The 20,952-nt window shown below is 34.2% G+C and carries 16 protein-coding genes; 15 read left to right on the top strand and 1 reads right to left on the bottom strand.

Features of this window, described 5'->3' with window-relative positions; translation table 11 throughout:
- The first annotated feature begins 674 nt into the window (after positions 1-674).
- The 15 genes from FC72_RS03715 to FC72_RS03645 all read left to right on the top strand — a co-directional run bounded on the left by FC72_RS03715 (position 675) and on the right by FC72_RS03645 (position 20,427).
- Positions 675-824 (top strand): teichoic acid D-Ala incorporation-associated protein DltX, encoded by a 150-nt coding sequence (locus FC72_RS03715; protein ID WP_057764914.1) that lies wholly within the window; start codon positions 675-677, stop codon positions 822-824.
- Between the two features lie 18 nt (positions 825-842).
- Positions 843-2,363 (top strand): D-alanine--poly(phosphoribitol) ligase subunit DltA, encoded by a 1,521-nt coding sequence (gene dltA, locus FC72_RS03710; protein WP_057764912.1) that lies wholly within the window; start codon positions 843-845, stop codon positions 2,361-2,363.
- Positions 2,356-3,576, top strand: a complete 1,221-nt coding sequence (gene dltB, locus FC72_RS03705; protein WP_057764911.1) for a D-alanyl-lipoteichoic acid biosynthesis protein DltB — start codon at positions 2,356-2,358, stop codon at positions 3,574-3,576. The genes dltA and dltB overlap by 8 nt, the downstream gene beginning before the upstream one ends.
- A 13-nt stretch (positions 3,577-3,589) precedes the next feature.
- The gene (gene dltC, locus FC72_RS03700) at positions 3,590-3,829 is read left to right on the top strand and encodes a D-alanine--poly(phosphoribitol) ligase subunit DltC (RefSeq protein ID WP_057764909.1); all 240 of its coding nucleotides are present in this window, start codon (positions 3,590-3,592) and stop codon (positions 3,827-3,829) included.
- A 3-nt stretch (positions 3,830-3,832) separates the two neighbouring features.
- The gene (dltD, locus tag FC72_RS03695; RefSeq protein ID WP_057764907.1) at positions 3,833-5,089 is read left to right on the top strand and encodes a D-alanyl-lipoteichoic acid biosynthesis protein DltD; all 1,257 of its coding nucleotides are present in this window, start codon (positions 3,833-3,835) and stop codon (positions 5,087-5,089) included.
- 277 nt (positions 5,090-5,366) lie between these two features.
- Positions 5,367-6,491, top strand: a complete 1,125-nt coding sequence (locus FC72_RS03690; RefSeq protein WP_057764906.1) for an acyl-CoA dehydrogenase family protein — start codon at positions 5,367-5,369, stop codon at positions 6,489-6,491.
- A gap of 9 nt (positions 6,492-6,500) precedes the next feature.
- Positions 6,501-7,298 carry an electron transfer flavoprotein subunit beta/FixA family protein gene (locus tag FC72_RS03685; protein ID WP_057764904.1) on the top strand — a complete coding sequence of 266 codons (798 nt, stop codon included), beginning with the start codon at positions 6,501-6,503 and terminating at the stop codon, positions 7,296-7,298.
- A complete protein-coding gene (locus FC72_RS03680) occupies positions 7,298-8,272 on the top strand; it encodes an electron transfer flavoprotein subunit alpha/FixB family protein (RefSeq protein ID WP_057764902.1) in 975 nt (324 codons plus the stop codon). Before FC72_RS03685 ends, FC72_RS03680 begins: the two co-directional genes overlap by 1 nt.
- Before the next feature lie 272 nt (positions 8,273-8,544).
- Positions 8,545-9,744, top strand: a complete 1,200-nt coding sequence (locus FC72_RS03675; protein ID WP_057764900.1) for a quaternary amine ABC transporter ATP-binding protein — start codon at positions 8,545-8,547, stop codon at positions 9,742-9,744.
- Positions 9,737-10,582, top strand: coding sequence for an ABC transporter permease (locus FC72_RS03670; RefSeq protein ID WP_057764898.1), 846 nt, complete (start codon positions 9,737-9,739; stop codon positions 10,580-10,582). Before FC72_RS03675 ends, FC72_RS03670 begins: the two co-directional genes overlap by 8 nt.
- 10 nt (positions 10,583-10,592) lie before the next feature.
- Positions 10,593-11,501, top strand: a complete 909-nt coding sequence (locus FC72_RS03665; RefSeq protein ID WP_057764896.1) for a glycine betaine ABC transporter substrate-binding protein — start codon at positions 10,593-10,595, stop codon at positions 11,499-11,501.
- 488 nt (positions 11,502-11,989) lie between these two features.
- Positions 11,990-12,856: a helix-turn-helix domain-containing protein gene (locus FC72_RS03660; protein WP_057764894.1), complete on the top strand. Its 867-nt coding sequence runs from the start codon at positions 11,990-11,992 to the stop codon at positions 12,854-12,856.
- A 388-nt stretch (positions 12,857-13,244) separates the two neighbouring features.
- Positions 13,245-15,542 (top strand): nitric-oxide reductase large subunit, encoded by a 2,298-nt coding sequence (locus FC72_RS03655; RefSeq protein ID WP_057764891.1) that lies wholly within the window; start codon positions 13,245-13,247, stop codon positions 15,540-15,542.
- Between the two features lie 217 nt (positions 15,543-15,759).
- Positions 15,760-18,003, top strand: coding sequence for an ATP-binding cassette domain-containing protein (locus tag FC72_RS03650; protein WP_057764890.1), 2,244 nt, complete (start codon positions 15,760-15,762; stop codon positions 18,001-18,003).
- Positions 18,004-18,204: 201 nt separating this feature from the next.
- Positions 18,205-20,427 (top strand): hypothetical protein, encoded by a 2,223-nt coding sequence (locus tag FC72_RS03645; RefSeq protein ID WP_162253518.1) that lies wholly within the window; start codon positions 18,205-18,207, stop codon positions 20,425-20,427.
- A gap of 112 nt (positions 20,428-20,539) precedes the next feature.
- On the opposite strand, the gene FC72_RS03640 is transcribed toward FC72_RS03645, so the two are convergent.
- Positions 20,540-20,872 carry a hypothetical protein gene (locus tag FC72_RS03640; protein WP_057764886.1) on the bottom strand — a complete coding sequence of 111 codons (333 nt, stop codon included), beginning with the start codon at positions 20,870-20,872 and terminating at the stop codon, positions 20,540-20,542.
- Positions 20,873-20,952: the final 80 nt, after the last annotated feature.

Raw genomic sequence — 20,952 nt, 5'->3', positions numbered from 1 at the left:
AAAGATACAAAAAAACTGGTATTGATTTTATTCATCAATACCAGAAAGTGTAGAACCCTACATATGAGGACACGGACGGAAACCGTGTCCTCTTTTTTTGTGTACTTTAGTTGGCCAATTAGCCAAACTAAATAAATGAAGTTTTTATTAGAGATAGCTATCTAAATAACATTTAGCGACAATTTTATTGCTAAAAATATGAAAAAAGAATGAAAATGTCATGTGTTTCGAAGGTTGCCGTTTTGCCAATTAGCTTGAAAATGAGAAATAAATGGATAGAATTATTCTTGTCGATGCCACTAGACGCGGGGAACATCAGCTTCTTTAGATGTTTGTCAGCGACACGATAATTTAAGAATTATTTACAGAAACATTCTAAAAATATCGAACCAGGGATTTTATACCTAATAAGGGTGGGGCAATAAAGCGATTTACCTCAATAAAATAATATTAAAGTTATTTGTTTAAACAAATAACTGCAAAATCCCTAGAGAGACTAAGAATGCGTCAAAAACCGAAAATTTTATTTACAAAAAAGGCCTCTTATGCAAGAGGTCTTTTTATTATAATGATTATAAATCAAGCAAAGATATATTAATCATCTTGATTGAACACTGTTAGTTTTTGAATGGTTAGATAGTTTTATGAAAGGATTCTCCCGAGAGGTGTAGATTATGAAAAATAGTTTATTTATTTTTTTAAAAAAGCCAGCTACGATCTTCGTTATTAAAACTGTTGCTTATTTCGTAATTTTCATAGTGTTGCTATACATCTATGGATACAGCGGGGTCGGTAGCGCAAAATTCATTTATAACGAATTCTAGAGAAAGAAGGGGAAACACATGAACGAGATAATTGAAAGAATTACCGAATCAGCGGTAAGAAACCCGCAAGGTATTTGTTATCAAAACGGTTCAGAAAAAAGAACCTATCAAGAATTAGTTAAAGAATCAGATCGAATCGCTAATCTTTTACAAGGAAAATTTCTTCCTAAGAAAAGTCCCATCATAATCTACGGTGGTCAACAATTTGAAATGTTAGTTATGTTCCTGGGTGCTATTAAGGCTGGACATCCCTACATCCCTGTTGATGACGCCTCAGATCCAGCGAGAATCATTCAAATCAATTCAGTTGCACATCCAGTATTAGTTCTAAATTGGAGCAATGTTGAGGATTTCAATATCGACACTCCAGTCGTTACTAAAGCAGAAATAAAAGAGGCTTTAGACTCTGAAAATAATATTTACGATTCTGCTTTGAGTATTGGAGATGAAGATAACTTTTATATCATCTTTACTTCTGGAACTACTGGTACTCCTAAAGGTGTTCAGATTAATACTCATAATTTATTGGACTTTGTTGATTGGGCTTCTTCAGAGTTTGATTATGATAATAATCATGAAGTAATGCTTCAAGCACCATTCTCATTTGACCTATCTGTTTTCAGTATTTATCCAGGTCTAGTGAGTGGGTCAACTTTAAACGTGGTTGACAAAGAAACAGCTAAGAATTTTGGTCAGTTGGAGAATGCTATTTTAAATTCCAGTTTTGATACTTGGATCTCCACACCATCATTCTTTGAAATGTGTCTTTTGTTTAGAAACTTTGATCATGAACATGTACAAAATCTTCGAAAATTCATCTTTTGTGGTGAAGAATTAACACACGCTACAGCACAAAAGCTACTAAAAAGATTTCCAAAAGCTAAACTTTACAATACATATGGACCAACTGAAAATACAGTTGCCATTACTTCAGTGCAAATAACACCTGATGATCTAGTTGAATATGATCGTTTACCAATAGGTTATCTAAAAGATAATATGCAACATTTTCTAGATAATTCAGTAAAAGATCCAAATGGTTATCAAACTGGCGAATTAATGGTCAGCGGTCCAGATGTTTCTAAAGGATATTTAAATAATCCACAACAAACAAAACGAGCCTTTGAAAAAGTTAACGACAGAATCTACTACCATACAGGTGATATGGTAAGTGAATCTGAAGACGGAATGCTATTTTATAAAGGCCGTACAGACTTTCAAATTAAAATGCACGGATACAGAATTGAACTTGAAGAAATAGATTCATTGTTAGGCAATCTTTCTCAAGTTAAACAATCATGTACTGTACCGCTTTATAACAACAAAAAACAAGTAAGCAAAATTATTGCTCACATAGTATTAGAGAATCAATTCAAAGAACTCGATCAAAAGCAACTCAACATTCAAATTAAAGATGAACTAAAGAAAACAACAATGGATTACATGATTCCAAATGTATTGGAATTCGTCGAAACTTTACCAATCAGCAGCAATGGGAAAATTGATCGTAAGGCTCTAATGGGCAAAGTCAATGCATAACATTACTCCATACAGTAGTCCGGAATATTTTGTTTATCTAGCTGTACTACTTCTTCCCATTATGATTGGATTATGGTTTGGCAAACGTTTCAAATGGTATGAATCCATTGCAACCTTGATTATTTTGGTGATTACCTTCTTTGGAGACAAATCTTTACAAGGTATTTCATTGATTTTCTATATTTTATTTGAAATGTTGATCGTATTCTCGTATTTGAAGTATCGAAGAAATGAAAACAATAAGAATAGCTTCTGGATATTTACTTCGGCGGTTATTCTAGCAATTATTCCATTGGCCTTTGTAAAATTAGATCCTTTATTAAAGAATGCAACCATTTCTCTATTTGGATTTTTAGGTATCAGTTATTTGACCTTCAAGTCAGTTGAAATGATTATGGAAATTCGTGATGGAGCTATTAAAGAAGTTAAGGTGGGAGATTTTCTAAGATTTATTCTATTCTTCCCAACGATTTCTTCTGGACCTATCGACAGATTCCCACGTTTCCAAAAGGATGTTCTAAAGATACCTAGCCGTGAGAAATATATGGAAATGCTAAAAAGCGGAACTAACAAATTGATGTTAGGTTTAGTTTACAAGTTCATTATTGGATATTTCTTTGGTACGTTGCTTTTGCCAAAAGTCTCAATTTTGGCACTATCGTATCGTGATCAAGCTCCGTTAGGCATATCTTGGGCTTTAGTAGCTTACATGTATGTTTACAGTATGTACTTGTTCTTTGATTTTGCTGGATATTCACTCTTTGCCGTTGCAATCAGTAACTTTATGGGTGTGAATACACCAATGAACTTTAAGCGTCCATTCCAATCAGTTAATATCAAAGACTTCTGGAATAGATGGCACATCACCTTGTCATTTTGGTTCAGAGATTTCATCTATATGCGTTTGATGTTCTTCATGATGAAGAAAAAATTGATCAAAAACAGAGTAACAATGGCTAACATCGGCTACTTTGCACTATTCATTATCATGGGTGTTTGGCACGGTGAAACTTGGTTTTACATCGTCTATGGACTATTCCATGCAACAGCTATGATTACTAATGATGCTTGGCTTAGATTTAAGAAAAAGCATCGTAAACAGATTCCAAGTAACAAATTTACTAAGGCATTCGCAATTGTTTTAACGTTCAACGTAGTTTGTTTCAGTTTCCTGATTTTCTCAGGATTTTTAAATACATTATGGTTCCAATAAAAGGAGAACAATTATGAACACAAAAGAAGAAAAAATTATTAGCATCTTACAAGACGTAACAGGTTTGGACAATGTCGGCAGTGATCCAGATGAAGATTTATTCGCTGATGGTATCTTAGATTCAATGGCAACAGTTGAAGTACTCGTAACATTACAGGATGAATTTGGCATTCAAGTTCCAGTTTCAGAGTTTGATCGCTCACAATGGTCAACAGTAAACAAAATTTCTGATCGTGTAGCAGAATTGGAATAACCTATGAAAAAAAAGTTGTGGATGACTTTTGGACCTGTAATAGTTGCAGCTGTCGCCTTGTTATTGCTTTTGTGGACACCAACCAAGTTTAAGACAATTACACCAGAAAAAATTGATCAGGCGTCTACCTCTCTAGATATACGTGTTCTAAAGGGAGAGGATGTAAAGAATGCGGCCGAAAAAGAGAACTACATTCCTATTATTGGATCTTCTGAACTTTCCAGAATGGATCCATTCCATCCATCTTCCATGGCACAAAAATATCATTGGAAAAACAAACCGTTCTTGTTGGGTAACCCCGGAACAGCTTCATTAACACAAGCATTTAACGTTAATGGAATGACTAACTTAAAAGATAAAAAAGCGGTCTTTATCATTTCACCACAGTGGTTTACTAAAAAAGGTGTTCCATCAGATGCCTTTAAATATTTCCTATCGCCAATGCAGTTGAGTGGATTTATTTTAAACTCTAACCACGGAAATAAAGAAATGAATGAATATGTTGCTCGTCGTGCAATTGAATTGGGAGTTAAAGAAGGTCCAATTGAAAACCAAGCTCTTCAAAGAATTGCTAACGGACAAAAGATTACAAAAACACAACGTTTTTATATCAAACATTTCACGAGAACTAGTCTTCAAAGCCAAGATAATTTATTTGGAACGGCATTCTTAAATGATCATCAAGAAAAGATAAATAAAGCAGCTTCCAAATTACCTGATGATTATGATTATAAGAAGTTAAATAAATTAGCAGCTAAGATGGCTAAGAAACATTCTCATGAAAATGATCTACAGATCGGTGACTCATATTATAAGAGACAGTTGATGAAACGTATCTATAAATTTAAAGATGCACATAAACACGTTGATTATCTGCACTCTCCTGAATATAACGATTTCCAAGCATTGCTATACATGTTCAAACAAAATCATGTTCAAGTTATGTTTGTGATCCAGCCAGTAAATCCTAAATGGGTTAAATATACTGGTATGCCAGAGAGTTCATTACTTAACTTCGATAAGAAGATCACTTATCAATTGAAGTCACAAGGATTTAATAACATTGTTGATTTAACTAATGTTAAAAATAAAAATTACATTGCTGAAGATACTATCCATATGGGATGGCGTGGTTGGTTAATGTTGGATAAACATTTAAAGAATTTCTATAAAGATAAAAATGCTGATCCAAGTCAAACACACTATCAAATGAATAACTACTTCTTGACGGATACATGGGCAGACAATACTAAGTTTTAAACTTCCCGAGCCTGGCAGGTTAGGGAAGTAAAGCCCGCAATAGTTGGATACCGTGTTTCCCCTCAAGCAATGTATCCTAAAACTTCCAGAAAATTCTGGGAGTTTTTTATTTGTCCTTTTGATATATTTTGAGAATATCGAATAATATATTATTCTTATTTACATTTAATAAAAGATGTTATATGATGAGCCCATAAAGTGGAATTCAGAAACCATTTAATCAACTAATATTTTTTTACTTACATATGTGAAAAAATTAACAAAAAGGAGAATTACTATGGATCAAAAAACAATCAGCCAAGATATTTTACTTAGAATGGTTAAATCATTCGTAAAAAATGAAGTGGCTCCATATGATATGGATATAGATCACACACGTTCTTACGTCAATGACCTATGGTCAAAGGTAAAGGAAAACGATTTTCTTAGTTTGATGTTACCTAAGGAATACGGTGGTGCCGGCTTTGACGGACGTACGACTGCAAAAGTCATTAATGAAATCGCCAAAGGTAATGCTAGTTTGGCAGTTACTTTAGAAGGACATTTCAAATCGGTTGACCAGATTGTGAAATATGGTAGTGATGAACTAAAAAATGAATACTTACCACAAGCAAAAAATCGCGTAATCGCCTTTTCAATGACGGAACCAAGTGGTGGATCTAATCCGATGGGAATAAATTCACATGCTGAAAAAAGTGGCGATAAATGGATTATCAATGGTGACAAAATTATGATCACTAATGGTGGACTTGCAGAAATTTATTGTGTGTTAGTCAAAACTGCTCCGACAGAACTATCATTTTTTGTTGTTGATAATGAGATGGAAGGATTTGAATACGGCAAACAAGAGAACTTCCTAGGATTGACTGGTGTTCCGGTTGGTGAGATCGTTATGAACAATATTGAAGTAGATGAATCACACTTACTAGGTAAAGTCGGTATGGGAAAAGAAATTGGTGATAGTGCCCATGATGATGCCCGTGTTCTTATGGGAGCCGTTTTAACAGGAATAATGGAACATGAGCTTGATTTAGTAACTGATTATGCAACGCATCGTAAGGCAATCGATACTCCAATTATTCAGATGCAAGGTATTCAAAGAAAAGTTGCTGATATTGCTATTTCTAAAGAAACAACCAAATTACTTTATCAAAAGGCAGCATGGATGAAGGATCATGGTCAAGATTACGAAGAAGAAGCTGCTATGGCTAAGGCTTATGGTTCAAGAAGTGCTGTTAAAGCGGGAGATGATTCGTTGCAGATCCTTGGTGGATATGGATACAGCTTGGATTATCCAATTGAACATTTGATAAGAGATGCCCGTGCTATGGAAATAGCTGAAGGAACTGTTGAAAAGATGAGAACCGCAATTGCACTAAAAGAAGCAGAAAGTCGCGCTTAGGAGGATATTATGAAAATAGTCGTAGGAATTAAACAAGTACCAGAAACAACAAACGTTAAAATCAATGAGAAGACTAAAAATATTGACCGTCGCGGCATTAGCGGTGTTATCAATCAATATGATCGTCACGCTTTAGAGGCTGCCTTTGATATAAAAGCCAAAACTGGGGCAGAAGTAATTGTTATGACAATGGGTCCTGATGATTTCGTTGTTTCGTTACAAGAAGCTTTGGCTCTAGGAGCCGATTCAGCAATTCTCTTATCTGATCGTGCTTTTGCTGGAGCAGATACTTTAGCTACAGGATATGTTTTAAGTGAAGCTATTAAAAAAATCGGTGATGTTGATCTAGTCTTATTGGGACAACAATCAGTTGATGCGGATACAGGACAAATGGGACCAATCGTTTCTGAGTTCTTGGATATGTCGCAAGTTACTTATGCAAGTAAACTAGATGTCGACGGCGATACTTTAAGAATCAAACGTTACCTTGAAACGGTTGAACAAGATGTTATTGCTAAATTACCAGTATTAGTTACAGTGACGGATCAAGCTAATGAACCTAAATATGTCAATGTAGTAGAGATTGCTAAGAGTTTTGAAAAGTCAGTTATTACTTGGCATGCTAGTGATTTAAATCTTGATGATGATCGTGTTGGACAAGCTGGATCTCCTTCTGTTGTTAGAAGTATCTCTTCACCAGAAGCAGTTGCTAAGGATAATCATAAATTAGCTGATAACCCTCAAGATGCAGCAGACGAATTAGTTAGAATCTTAAAAGATAAGAATATTTTAGTGGAGGACAAATAATGGAATTGTTAAAAGAAAATTGGATTTTTGCTGAAGTAGATTTGAATAAAGTGAATCCAATCACCTATCAATTAATTACTAAAATGAATCAAATAAGTAATTTACCAGTAACAGTTGTCCTCATTGAAGGTTCTAATGAATCATTAGAAGATGATATTAAAGAGTATGGACCTGACAAAATTATTACTATTAAAAATGATCAACTTGCTCAAGGAAACGATTTGGAAATGACCAATGCTTTGGATACTTTAATAGATAAAACTGGTCGCCCTAATAGTTTTGTTTTCGCCGCTACAGTGGTCGGACGTTCATTGGCACCTAGATTACAAGCTAGATTGAGAACAGGATTGACAGCTGATTGTTTAGATCTTCATTTTGAAGATGACGATACTTTGGTACAAACAAAGCCTTCATATGGTGACAATATCATGTGTGAGATCGTTGTTCCTAACCATCGTCCTCAAATGGCTACAGTACGTTCAAATGTTTTTGAAGCTAAAAAGTTTAACAATCCTTCAACTAAAGTTATTAATATTACTAACCTTAAAGTTGTTAAAGATAATCAATTGACTATTTTAAGTAAACCTCTACCTCAAGAAAGTGCAGAAAGCATAACTGAAGCAAGTCGTATAGTTGCTATTGGTCGTGGTGATAAAACAGAAGAAAATTTAACTAACGCAAAAAGATTAGCCGATAAATTGCATGCGGTTATCGGAGTTACTCGTCCATTGACTGACCTCGATGAATTCGATATTAACGATCAAATTGGACAAAGTGGACAGAGCGTATCTCCAGATATCCTTATTAACTTAGGTATCTCTGGTGCAGTGCAGTATACAGCAGGAATTTCTAATGCTAAAACAATTGTCTCTGCTAACACTGACAAGGATGCTCCAATATTTAAGTATTCTGATTATTACTACGTCGGAAATGCTGAAGAATTTTCTAAAGCTCTGGAAAGGGCACTACAATAACAAGTAAAGCGGTTTTCATCATATGATGGAAATCGCTTTTTTTGTAAAATATAAGTGCTATTATTTGCAAACATGTTATCTATTTGTTAGTATAAATATGTGCTGCTATTATTTATTGCTTATAGATAATAGCGTTTTTGTTCCATAGAATAACAATTTATAAAGCGTATTTTAAGCTTTAAATGAACAACTTTATGACTAAATAGCTCTCAAAATTGAGAGCTAATTTTATGCATAGTGAAGTATATTCCAGAATAGGGAAGAAGGATTTAATGAGTATAAAAGTTGAAGTTAAAAATTTAACTAAAATTTTTGGTAAACATGTCGGCCGTGCAAAAGAACTTATTAAGCAAGGCAAATCTAAACCGGAGATTCTGAAAGAAACAGGGGCTACTGTCGGTGTCGATCAAGCTAACTTTGAGATTGAAGACGGTGAGATTTTCGTTATTATGGGTCTTTCAGGTAGTGGTAAATCAACCTTGGTTCGTATGATCAATCGATTGATCGAACCAACTGATGGTGAAGTTTTAATTGATGGCGAAAACTTAATGAAGATGGACAAGAAGAAACTTCGTGATGTTCGCCGTAAGAAAATGAGTATGGTTTTCCAAAATTTTGGATTATTACCTAATAGAACAATAATTGAAAATGCTGAATATGGTCTTGAAATACAAGGCGTTGAAAAAGAAGAACGTCGTAAAAGAGCTAAGACAGCTTTGGAACAAGTAGGTATTACGGGTTATGACGATGAGTATCCAGATCAATTATCTGGTGGTATGCAACAACGTGTTGGTCTAGCTCGTGCATTAGCTAATGACCCACAAATACTTTTAATGGATGAGGCCTTCTCAGCTCTTGATCCGTTGAACAGAACAGATATGCAGGATCAACTTTTGGATATTCAAGAAAGTTTGAAAAAGACGATCATCTTTATCAGTCATGATTTAAATGAAGCTTTGAAGCTTGGTGATCACATTATGATCATGCGTGATGGTGAAGTCATTCAAACAGGGACTCCAGAAGATATTTTGACACATCCTGCTAATGACTATGTTGAAGAATTTATTGAAAACGTTGATCGTAGTAAGGTTCTAACAGCCGGAAATGTAATGATTCGTCCAGTGACGATAAATGTTGATAAAGCTGGTCCAAGACTTACTTTGAAACGTATGAAGAATAATGAAGTTTCAACAGCTTATGTTGTTGATAATAAACGTAAACTAATTGGTATCGTCGATGCTAATGACGTTATTGGTTTAGTTAGACATGATAGCAGTGATCTTCGTTCAGTAGTTAAAGAAGATGTTCCTACTACTAATGAGGAAACACCAATTTCTGAATTAATGGATGATATTTCACAAACAGGTATTCCTTTTGCGGTTACAAACGACAAAGGACAACTTAAGGGAATTATCGTTCGTGGTGCCGTTCTTGGCGCACTAGCAGGAAATGAGGTGAGTGAATTTGAATAGTATTCCACAATTACCATTGGCTAGTTGGATCGACAGTTTTGTTGATTGGTTAGTACAATTTACAGGATTCTTTAATGCGATAACTAATTTTATCGGCGGAATAAATAATGCCTTTCAATGGGTATTCGATATTATTCCAATTTGGCTCTTTATTATTTTGATCTTAGGTTTGACATTTTATGTTAATAGAAAAGATCAACGTTGGAGCTTATTGATTTTTGAATTTCTAGGTTTGCTTTTGATTTGGAACTTAGATTTCTGGCGTGATATGACACAAACTTTAACATTGGTTTTAACTTCAAGTTTGATTGCTTTAGTTATAGGTATTCCTTTAGGGATATTGATGGCTAAAAGTCATATTGCTGAAGTTATCTTGAAGCCTATCCTTGACTTCATGCAGACAATGCCAGCCTTTGTTTACTTGATACCAGCCGTTGCATTGTTTGGTATCGGAATGGTTCCTGGTATCGTAGCCTCAGTTATTTTCGCGATGCCTCCAACAGTTAGAATGACTAATATGGGTATTCGTGAAGTTCCTGCTGAGTTGATTGAAGCTGCTGATTCTTATGGATCAACAGAATGGCAAAAACTATTTAAGGTCGAATTGCCAATTGCTAAGACTAGTTTAATGGCTGGGGTTAACCAAAGTATGATGTTATCTCTATCAATGGTTGTTATCGCATCAATGATCGGTGCTATGGGTCTTGGTACTAAAGTTTACTTTGCTGTTGGTAGAAATGATGCTGGTGGCGGTTTTGCTGCTGGTCTTGCAATTGTTATCTTGGCAATTATTTTAGATAGATTGACACAATCATTAACAAGAGATCATAAAGGATAGGAGGGATTGTTTGAAGAAAAAATTAAAGCTTTTAAGTCTTTTCTTTGTAACATTACTGATTATTCCAGTGATCACAGCATGTAGTTCACAGACAAAACCTTACAATAGTAAGGAAAAGTTAGGTTCACAAATAAATTACACAGTTACTGGGATAGATGCCGGTGCAGGTATTATGTCTTCAGCTCAAAAAGCTCTGAAAGCATATGGCCTAGAAGACAAGAACTGGCAATTACAAACTAGTTCAACTGCTGCTATGACAAGTACTTTGGACAAAGCTATTAAAGACAAGCGTCCGATTGTGATTACCGGTTGGCAACCACATTGGATGTTTACTAAGTATCCTATTAAATTCTTAAAAGATCCTAAAAATGTTTTCGGTAAAGCCGAAAGTATTCATACGATCGTTCGTAAGGGTCTAAAGAGTGATGATCCTGAAGCATATACTATTTTGGATCGTTTCCACTGGAAACCAGCCCAAATGTCAGAAGTAATGCTGAAGGTAAATAATGGTATGGACCCTAATAAAGCTGCTAAAGAATGGATCAAAGATAATCCTGATTTAGTTGGTGAGTGGACTAAGGGAGTTAAGAAAGTTCACGGTAAGTCACTTAAGATGACTTATGTTGCTTGGGATTCTGAAATTGCTTCTACTAACGTGATCGCGCAAGTATTACGTGATCAAGGTTATAAAGTAACCATTCAAGCAATGGAACAACAACCAACCTGGGCCGCCATTGCCACTAAAGCAGCCGATGCACAAGTTAGTGCATGGTTGCCTAAGACAGCAGGTCTTTACTATAAAGACTACAAAGGACGCTTTGAAGATTTAGGACCTAGTTTAGAAGGTGCTAAAGTCGGTTTAGCAGTACCTAAGTATATGAAGAATATTAATTCTATTGAAGATTTGAAAAATAAGTAGAGAGCGCAATAACACACGTTCAGCTTTCGAGCATTAAGGCAAATAGGGTAGTCAATCCATCGGATTGACTACCCTATTTGTGTTAAGCGGAAAAAGCTGTGTGTTATTGCGCGTTTAAGCAGCAAATTTGAGGAGAAAGGAAGCGAGCACCTCGAATTGGATTGACAAATAATTGCTTTAAGCAGAAAAAAGGTAGTGTGTTATTGCGCGTTTAAGCAGCAAGTTTGAGAAGAAAGGAAGAGAGCACCTAGAATTAGATTGACCATATAATTGCTTTAAACAAAAAAACAGTGTGTTCTTACGCGTCTAAGAGGACAACCAATTTTATCCAACCCATTTTTATACCCCAAAAGAATAATAATTATGCCATATCAATATAATTATTGTATATTTCAAAAATCATCTGTATCTATATGGTAAGCGATTACTGATGAGTATATAATTCTAGATATGAGGATATTATATTTTTATATAGAGGTGTTCGCCGAATGAACATACAATATTTTGTAGATAGAAGAAAGAAATTAGGACTATCACAAAGAAACCTTAGCGACGGAGTTTGCACTCAAGCAACTTTGAGTAAATTTGAAAATAATGGGCAAATTCCATCGCTTAGAATTTTGATTCAACTATGTAATCGTTTGAATATTTCTTTAGACGATATTATGGATATTAGTGATAGTACTTCAAAAAAAATAGTTACATCGATGAACGATGTTGAATTCAATTTGATTACGAGTGAATTCGATAAGTCATGGAAAATAATGAAGAAGATCGATGTTCAACTTTTGAAAGATGATAAAGATGCTTTGATGCAATATTATTATCTGAAAGGCTATTTAAATATTTTGGATGAAGGTGGAGATTTATTTGATGCGGTATTTGATTTCAATCAAATCCTAACTGACCTTGATCCAGATGGAAAAACAATATTCACTTTCTTAGCTTATACAGGCATGGGGATGGTTTATGCCAAGCAAGAAGATTCCGATAAAAGTGAATATTATTTCAGCAAGGTATTCAATGATATTTATGGAATGCCAATTGATGATGTAAGTAAAATATGGCGTTATATCAGCATAATATTTTATTGCGGTGTTTATTATTCAAATCAAAAAGACTATGAGACAGCTAATACATTGTTGAATTATGGTGTAAAGATTTGTGCCGATAATCATGTTACTTATTACATTGCTAGATTGTATTTACAATTATCAGTCAACGTCTGTGATACAGAGGGTACAGATGAAGAAGTTCATGAATTATTGAATCGTGCAAAAGTCTTCTCAGAGTTTAATCGAAATCAAAATGAATTGATAGAGATAGATAGAATGATCAAAAATTGCGAAAAATAAAATTAGAATAGTTCTTAAAGAAAAAATAAACTAAAAAAATTTAGTTTATTTTTTTTGCTTTTCACAAGTTTTATAGTAAACAACCCTCGGTATTATAGTATACGCTTACAACAAACATCGAAAGTAATCACAAACTATATATTATAAGAATTTAATTAATATAATATGGTGTTTACAAATGGCGTAAAAGCCTATATTCTAGGGATATAGTTAATTTTGAAATTAAATTGCATTCCGAATTAAAAGAATACATGATTTGGATAGATATAAATTTTTTATATAGAAATACTTTTAAGAGTTCCTGAAAATAATCAACATTATTTATAAATTGATTTACGTTTATGCAGTTTAGTTTAAAATTAATGAATTGTTTTTAAGGGGGAATTGTATGACTTCTTATAAGAAGTTGAATAAGATTTTGCTTTTTGTTCTAGTCGGGGCATTTTCTATTTTAATAGCTGGTGGTTTGTTGATCTTTAAAAATGAAGCACCTAGACCTTCAAAAATCGTTAATACTTCAGGTGAAACTTTTGTAACAAAGGCAGAATTAGTTTCTGGACAAGCGGTTTTTGAAAAATATGGATTGACCGATTATGGTACATATTTAGGAAATGGTACTTATTTTGGTCCAGATTATACGGCAGAAGCACTACATATTTATTTAAAAGGTATGGATAAATATTATGCCGACAAAGAGTACGGTAAAGACTTCAAAGATTTATCTACTGAACAAAAGTCTGGTATCAAAGGTGTCGTCAAAAAAGAAATTAGAACTAATCGATACAATGAAAAGAAAGATCAATTAGTTTTAACCACTGCTCAAGTGGCTGGTCTTAATTATTTGACTAGTTATTATCGGGATGTATTTAAAAATAATCCTGATGAAGCTGGGCTTCCAGAGAATATGATCAAGAATATGACAAATGACTTCATGAAGTCAGGTGATAAAGTTGATCAAATGACGTACTTCTTCTTCTGGGGAGCATGGTTATCATCAACTAATCGACCAGACAGAACATATTCATATACCAATAATTGGCCTTACGATTTAGATGCCGGTAATGTAATGACATCAGAGGCTATGTTGTGGACTGCAATGTCTGTAGCTTTACTTGTTGCCGGAGTGGGAACGGTTATTTACTTCTACAAACGTTACCACCTGGATATGCAATATACATCGGATTACAAGGATATTAAAAAGATACGAACAGATGAACCAATTACAAGTTCGCAAAGAAAAGCAGCTAAGTATTTCTTGATCGTAATGTTAATGTTCTTTGTACAGGTTCTTTTGGGTGAATTATTAGCTCATTATTATGTTGAAAATTCATTCTTCGGAATACCGCTTCAAAATATTTGGCCGTTTAATTTAGCCAAGACTTGGCATTTACAATTAGTTATTTTCTGGGTTGCAACGGCTTGGTTAGCGACCGGAATATATATTACGCCAAGAATTATTGGTCGAGAACCCAAACGTCAAGGACTATTAGTAGATATACTATTTGATGCATTGCTAGTAGTTGTAGCAGGATCAATGCTTGGTGAGTGGGGATCTACTTTAGGTATTATTAATGACAAATGGTGGTTATTTGGACATTATGGCTGGGAATACGCTGAGATGGGTAAATTCTGGCAAGTTCTATTTATAATTGGCATGGTTCTTTGGGTAATTATTCTACTAAGAGGATTTTTACCAGCAATTAAAATTAAAAAGAATTTGGATCGTTCACGTTTATTACAACTGTTACTATGCGGTTCGATCGCAATTCCAGCATTTTATTTAGCTTCACTATTCATTCTTCCAGATTCACACGTAACATTTGCTGACTACTGGAGATGGTGGATCGTTCATCTATGGGTAGAAGGAATTTTTGAATCATTCGCGGTTATTTTGATAGGTTACTTGTTAGTCGATATGAAATTAACAACTATCAAGTCGACAATCAGAGCACTGTATTTCCAACTTATTTTATTGTTGGGTACAGGTGTTGTCGGAATGGGACATCATTATTTCTGGCAAGGTGACCATTCAATTTGGTTAGCACTAGGTTCATGTTTCTCTGCACTTGAGGTAATACCTCTTTGTCTATTAGTTTGGGAAGCATATACTCATTATCGAGTTTATAAGGATAGTGCCACTGACTTTCCATATAAAGGTACATTTATGTTCCTTGTATCAACAGGATTATGGAATGCCATTGGTGCCGGAGCATTAGGATTCTTGATAAATGCTCCAGCAATTAACTACTTTGAACACGGAACACAATGGACATCAGCCCACGCTCACGGATCTATGGCCGGTGTTTATGGATTCTTCTCGGTGGCAATTATGCTATTTGCAATTCGCCATCTAACTAAGACAGAATTCTGGACTGAAAAGGTAGAAAAATGGATCAAATGGGCCTGCATTACAATGAATGTCGGACTAGCAGGAATGGTATTTATAACATTGATGCCAATGGGATTCTTCCAATTGAAAGATGCCCTAGAACATGGATATTGGCACGCAAGACTTGCTAGTTTCTATCAAGATCCAGTTATTATGGGATTAACGATTGCAAGATCAGTCCCTGATCTTATATTTACATTCGGAGTTGTTGTTTTATTAGTAGTCTTCTTTAGAGCAATGTTCCACTTAAAACCAGCTTCTAAGAAAATAGATCCAATAGATTATGATATTAAGTAGAGAGTGTTACAAAGTATGGTCAACTTTCGAGCATTAAAGTAATATAACCCAGTAATCCGAAAGGATTGCTGGGTTATATTATTTTAAGCGGAAACAGTTATGCGTTTGTAACGCGTTTACACAAAACAATTAAGAAGAAAAAATATATTCTAATGCCAAGCAATATATGATAATATTAATATCCTTTTAAACAGAATAAAATTACTGGGGGTTCAATATGACCGACACAAAATTTATCGAGATAGTGAATGACCGAGAGAATAATTTAAAAAATATTAGTTTAAAAATTCCAAAGAATAAATTGACAGTTTTTACTGGTGTTTCTGGGTCAGGTAAGTCTTCAATTGTCTTTGATACGATAGCTCAAGAGGCTGGTCGACAATTGAATAGTACATACAATAGTTTTACTAGATTATATTTGCCGAAATACAAAAGACCGGATGCTGACGAAATTCATAATTTATCAACGGCAATTATTATTGACCAAAAGCCGATTGGTGGTAATGCTCGTTCAACTTTAGGAACAGTCAGTGATATTAGCCCACTATTTAGAATTCTGTTTTCCAGATTTGGTTCCCCTAAATATGGTAATGCAAGTAATGCATTTTCATTCAATGATCCTGAGGGGATGTGTCCTCGTTGTGAAGGGCTTGGCAAAAGTTATGTAGTTAAATTAGATACTGCTTTAGACACTGATAAGTCTTTAAATGATGGGGCAGTCTTATTGCCAGGGTATTCTAAGAATTCATTTTATTTACAGACTTTGCTTAATTCAGGATTGTTTGATAATGATAAAGCAGTAAAAGATTTTACTGATGACGAGATGGAAGACCTTTTAAATGGTGAAAAAGAAATAACGGTTGATTATAAAGGTAACTCTCTGAAGACAAATTATGAGGGGATCATCAAGAGATTTTATCGAACAAATATTCAAGATAATAAAACTATGAGTGATGGGGCACGCAAAAAGATTGAGAAATTTGCTGAAATGTCAACTTGTACAATGTGCCATGGGACTCGTTTTAATGAAAATGTCTTGAGTTCAAAAATTAATGGATACAATATTTTTGACTTAACGGATATGCAACTTGATGTTTTACTGAAAACATTGGATCAATTTACTGATGAAACAATGAAACCATTAATAGATGATTTAAAAGAACGTCTCAATAGTTTGATCAATATTGGCCTAGATTATTTAAGTTTAACTAGAGAAACATCCACTTTATCTGGTGGTGAAAGTCAACGAGTTAAAACTGTTAAGTACCTTTCGAATAGTTTAACAGATCTGATCTATATTTTAGATGAACCAAGTACAGGCTTACATCCTCGTGATGTACATAGGTTAAATGATTTGTTATTAAAATTACGTGATAATGGTAATACGGTGTTAGTTGTTGAGCACGACCCAGACGTTATAAAGATTGCTGACTATATTGTGGATGTTGGACCAAGAGCTGGAATTCATGGTGGTCAAATTCAATTTACTGGTAGTTATGAAGAATTGCTAAAATCAGATACTTTAACAGGTGAGTATTTATTAAATGAATTGCCAATTAATGATGACCCAAGGACTCCAGATAAATTTATCAGTAGTTCTAAGAGTAGCTTACATAATTTGAAAGATATTCAATTATCAGTTCCAGAAGGCCTATTCACCGTTATAACGGGTGTGGCAGGATCTGGTAAAAGTTCATTAGTAGAACAAGTCTTTGCTAAAGAAAATCCAGATGCAGTTGTGATAGATCAAAGCCCATTACATGCTAATAGTCGTTCCAATTCAGCAACATACACTGGAGCAATGAACGATATTAGAAAACTATTTGGATCTGTAAATAACGTTGAAGATAGTTTGTTTAGTTACAACTCTAAAGGAGCGTGCCCTAAGTGTAAGGGTAAAGGTGTTATTGAATTGAATATGTCATTTATGGATAATTCTGAAATCGAATGTCCATTGTGTCATGGTGGAAGATTTGATCCCGAAGTTTTGAAATTTAAATATAAGAATAAAAATATTGTCGAGGTTATGAACCTTACGATTGAAGAAGCAGTCGAATATTTTGATGATAATAAAATAAAAAATAAGCTTAAAAAAGTTCAAAATGTAGGTTTAGATTATTTAACTCTTGGACAATCATTAAGTACGATTTCTGGTGGAGAGAGTCAGCGTCTAAAAATTGCCAAGGAATTGAGTAAAAAAGGAAATATTTTCATACTTGACGAACCGACAACAGGCTTGCATATTTCCGATACAGAGAATTTAATTAAGATTATTAACGATCTAGTGAATAAGGGAAATACAGTCATCGTTATCGAACATAATGTCGATGTCATGCGCAGTGCGGATTGGATAATCGATATTGGTCCAGATGGCGGTTCCCGTGGTGGGGAGATTATCTACCAAGGTCCAGTAAATGGTCTAGTTGATAATGAAAAATCAGTTACAGCAAAATATATTTAATTTCAGAAAGATATAACGAGAAAGTTATATCTTTTTGCCGTTATATAAGGCTTTAAGCCCATTTTTGACAAGAAATAATATTCTAATATGATGGGTTTTTATTACATTTTTAATATAAACTTATTAACATAAGATATTGTTTCGTTTAGTGTAAACTCTTTTAATTCAGGACAAGGTTTATTTAAAGTATGGGGTGGTAATATGATTAAAATAAGGAGACTGATATACCCGCTTATATTTTCATTGTTGGGTTTATTAACATTAATAATAGTAAGTGGCCAACAAGTTAATGCTGCAGATAGTCAAGTTTCACTTAGTGTTCAAGATGCTGTCTTAACGGCAGATACAAACGCTTATGTAGTCGATCAGACTACTAAATCAAAAATTAGCAACAGTAATACAGTTATGGATAGTCAAGCACAATCGTATGTCGATACTAAGTCAGTTAACCCAAGTGATAATTTGGAATTTAATTATATGTTTGTATTTAAGAGCGGTGAAGCTACTGCCAATATGCAAGCAACTATTAGTTTGCCTAAAAATGTAACTTTTAATAAATCTGGATCGGTTGGAAAAATTATCTATACATCTGACGATGGAAGTAAAACCACAACCACCGATATTGATTCTAGTGCAGTAGATTCTGATGGTAATCTAACTACTAAGATCGATGATATTGGAACAGCCAGAGACTACGTTACAGCTAGGATCGTGTTGAATGCTGTAGCTGGTAGTGCTGGTAAAACAGTTAAGAGTTCTCACATTGATTATGAAGCAGATAATTATGATAACGCCGATGACACCCCTGAATTTGATATAAAAGATGCACCAAATTCAATTATTGCTGCAACAGATAATGATTCTGTTCAGACATATGCCGACGATACTTTTAATCTAACAGGTACTATGGATTATAAAAATGATGATGGCGTAGTTTTTAAGAATGAAAATATGTATATCTATACAACGATTGATGGTGAGGGACAATTACCAGTCCAAGATACAGCCAGTAGTGACAAGAACTTTTCACTTATAATGAAACCATTGGCTGTTGGAACACATACTATCACCGTTCAAATTGTTCAAAATAACTACAATAATACCGAACAAACAATAGTTTCGAATATCTTGACGTATAACGTTACCGTTGCGGCTAATTCTTTGATTATTACTAAAGATAAGGCATTTGATGGTGATGGATATACTGTTAATGATGATAATCCTGTAGATATTAAGGGTACTTATAAACATGCTGATGGAAGCGACGCACATGGTACTACTAAAGGTCTGACCGTAAATTATCAAATAACGTCTAAAGCTGATACAGATAAACCTAATGTACAAGATGCAAAGAGTGCAACTTATGATGATGATGGGACATTTGATTTTCAAGTTGATCCAGTTGTTTATAAAATGATGGGTACTAGAAGTCCTCTTTCTGAACAAACGTTTACTTATGAGCAGTACACAGATAAATATGGCTTTAATGGATTAGAAGTAGGTAAGAATATTATTACTGTTACTTTGAAAGATGAAAAAGGTCATGAGTCGAACCCTACACAATTTGTTATTAATGTTCCTAATGTTGAACTTAATATCAGTGTGGTATCTAAAGATATAGAATCATATAATCCTAGTTCTCTTTTAGGCGGGAATTATAAATTGCCCGTTAATATATCATATTCTGATAAAAATTATCAGTTTTCAGGAACAACAATCACTTCCTTTAATACATTAAATGCAACTCAAGATAGAATTATGCGAATGCTGGATGATGACCTTGTCACTAGCATGTATGATAATCAGGATGTGCCGATGCAAGATACCTTGGTGGGATCTCATTATGGGTTCAGTAATCCTGATAATCCAGTAATTTCTGATAAAGCTTATCCTGCATTTATTTACTATTATGATGCGTATGGAAGAAAGTCAAATGTAGAAGATTACAATGTAACGTTCCGTTCCCGTTATGTAGATATCAAAACGGACGACAATTATAAATTTAAGAGTTTTAGAAACTATGGTAGAAAAGATATACAGCGTGATGGTGACTGGGGAGTAAAAGTGGAAAGTTATAAATCTAACTGGACATTAAAGGCTTCTGCAACGACATTTTATCAACATTTTGGCGATGGTAGACCGCCTGTTAAATTGGCTGGATATATGACATATGTAACTCCAACAAGTTATGGAACTTTAACTACTCCTATGGAGAATCAACAAGTAGTTTTGGATAAATATGAGGGCTCAACTACTAGTGATAGTGTTGTTACTACTGATATAGCCTCAAAGTGGACCGATGATACAGGTATATTGCTGGCAACCGCTGGTCAAGGCTTGGGTTCAAGTACTAATTCAAGTGGTTTTAGTTATACCGGAACATATCAATCGACAATTTCCTGGGAAGCAACAGATAGTATTTAAATATTAAAAATATTTTGGAACAAATTAAAACGAAACGACCCTATCAATCTGACTTTGGATTGATAAGGTCGTTTTATTTATTGCTTGAAAGCTGTATATCATTGAACTATCTTTAATCGGGCAAAATTTGTAGACTTTTAATTAAATCATCTTCGATAATGATTTCAAATGGACTTGTTCCATTAAATCCATTACCAGATACTTTCAGATTTACTATCCACTTATTAGTATTAGTTTCCTTTGCATCAACTAGTTCAAAGTGAGATTGTTTCCCGATATTATCAGTCTTATTCCAAACAGCAATCTCTTTTGGCGTATTATAAATATTTCCCCAATCATTTAAGGTAGAATCTTTAGAAAATTGAGCAACAAATTGGTCAGAATCACCTTCGTTTGTATATTTAATGAAATTATTAATAGCTTTAGGTAAGTTTGTTTGGCTCATGGTATTCTCCTTAGTAAACGTTTACCTTAATAAAAGCACTTTGCGATAGATATGTCTATTAGTAACTTGCCTTTTGGTGG

The organism is Companilactobacillus tucceti DSM 20183 (assembly GCF_001434665.1).
GTDB lineage: Bacteria > Bacillota > Bacilli > Lactobacillales > Lactobacillaceae > Companilactobacillus > Companilactobacillus tucceti.
Note: the sequence above shows the minus strand (reverse complement) of the source record. Positions and strands in the feature narration are given on the sequence as shown.

Coding starts and splice junctions, on each gene's coding strand:
- FC72_RS03715 (WP_057764914.1), top strand. CDS start 675: ATGAAAAATAGTTTATTTATTTTTTTAAAAAAGCCAGCTACGATCTTC.
- dltA (WP_057764912.1), top strand. CDS start 843: ATGAACGAGATAATTGAAAGAATTACCGAATCAGCGGTAAGAAACCCG.
- dltB (WP_057764911.1), top strand. CDS start 2,356: ATGCATAACATTACTCCATACAGTAGTCCGGAATATTTTGTTTATCTA.
- dltC (WP_057764909.1), top strand. CDS start 3,590: ATGAACACAAAAGAAGAAAAAATTATTAGCATCTTACAAGACGTAACA.
- dltD (WP_057764907.1), top strand. CDS start 3,833: ATGAAAAAAAAGTTGTGGATGACTTTTGGACCTGTAATAGTTGCAGCT.
- FC72_RS03690 (WP_057764906.1), top strand. CDS start 5,367: ATGGATCAAAAAACAATCAGCCAAGATATTTTACTTAGAATGGTTAAA.
- FC72_RS03685 (WP_057764904.1), top strand. CDS start 6,501: ATGAAAATAGTCGTAGGAATTAAACAAGTACCAGAAACAACAAACGTT.
- FC72_RS03680 (WP_057764902.1), top strand. CDS start 7,298: ATGGAATTGTTAAAAGAAAATTGGATTTTTGCTGAAGTAGATTTGAAT.
- FC72_RS03675 (WP_057764900.1), top strand. CDS start 8,545: ATGAGTATAAAAGTTGAAGTTAAAAATTTAACTAAAATTTTTGGTAAA.
- FC72_RS03660 (WP_057764894.1), top strand. CDS start 11,990: ATGAACATACAATATTTTGTAGATAGAAGAAAGAAATTAGGACTATCA.
- FC72_RS03655 (WP_057764891.1), top strand. CDS start 13,245: ATGACTTCTTATAAGAAGTTGAATAAGATTTTGCTTTTTGTTCTAGTC.
- FC72_RS03650 (WP_057764890.1), top strand. CDS start 15,760: ATGACCGACACAAAATTTATCGAGATAGTGAATGACCGAGAGAATAAT.
- FC72_RS03645 (WP_162253518.1), top strand. CDS start 18,205: ATGATTAAAATAAGGAGACTGATATACCCGCTTATATTTTCATTGTTG.
- FC72_RS03640 (WP_057764886.1), bottom strand. CDS start 20,872: ATGAGCCAAACAAACTTACCTAAAGCTATTAATAATTTCATTAAATAT.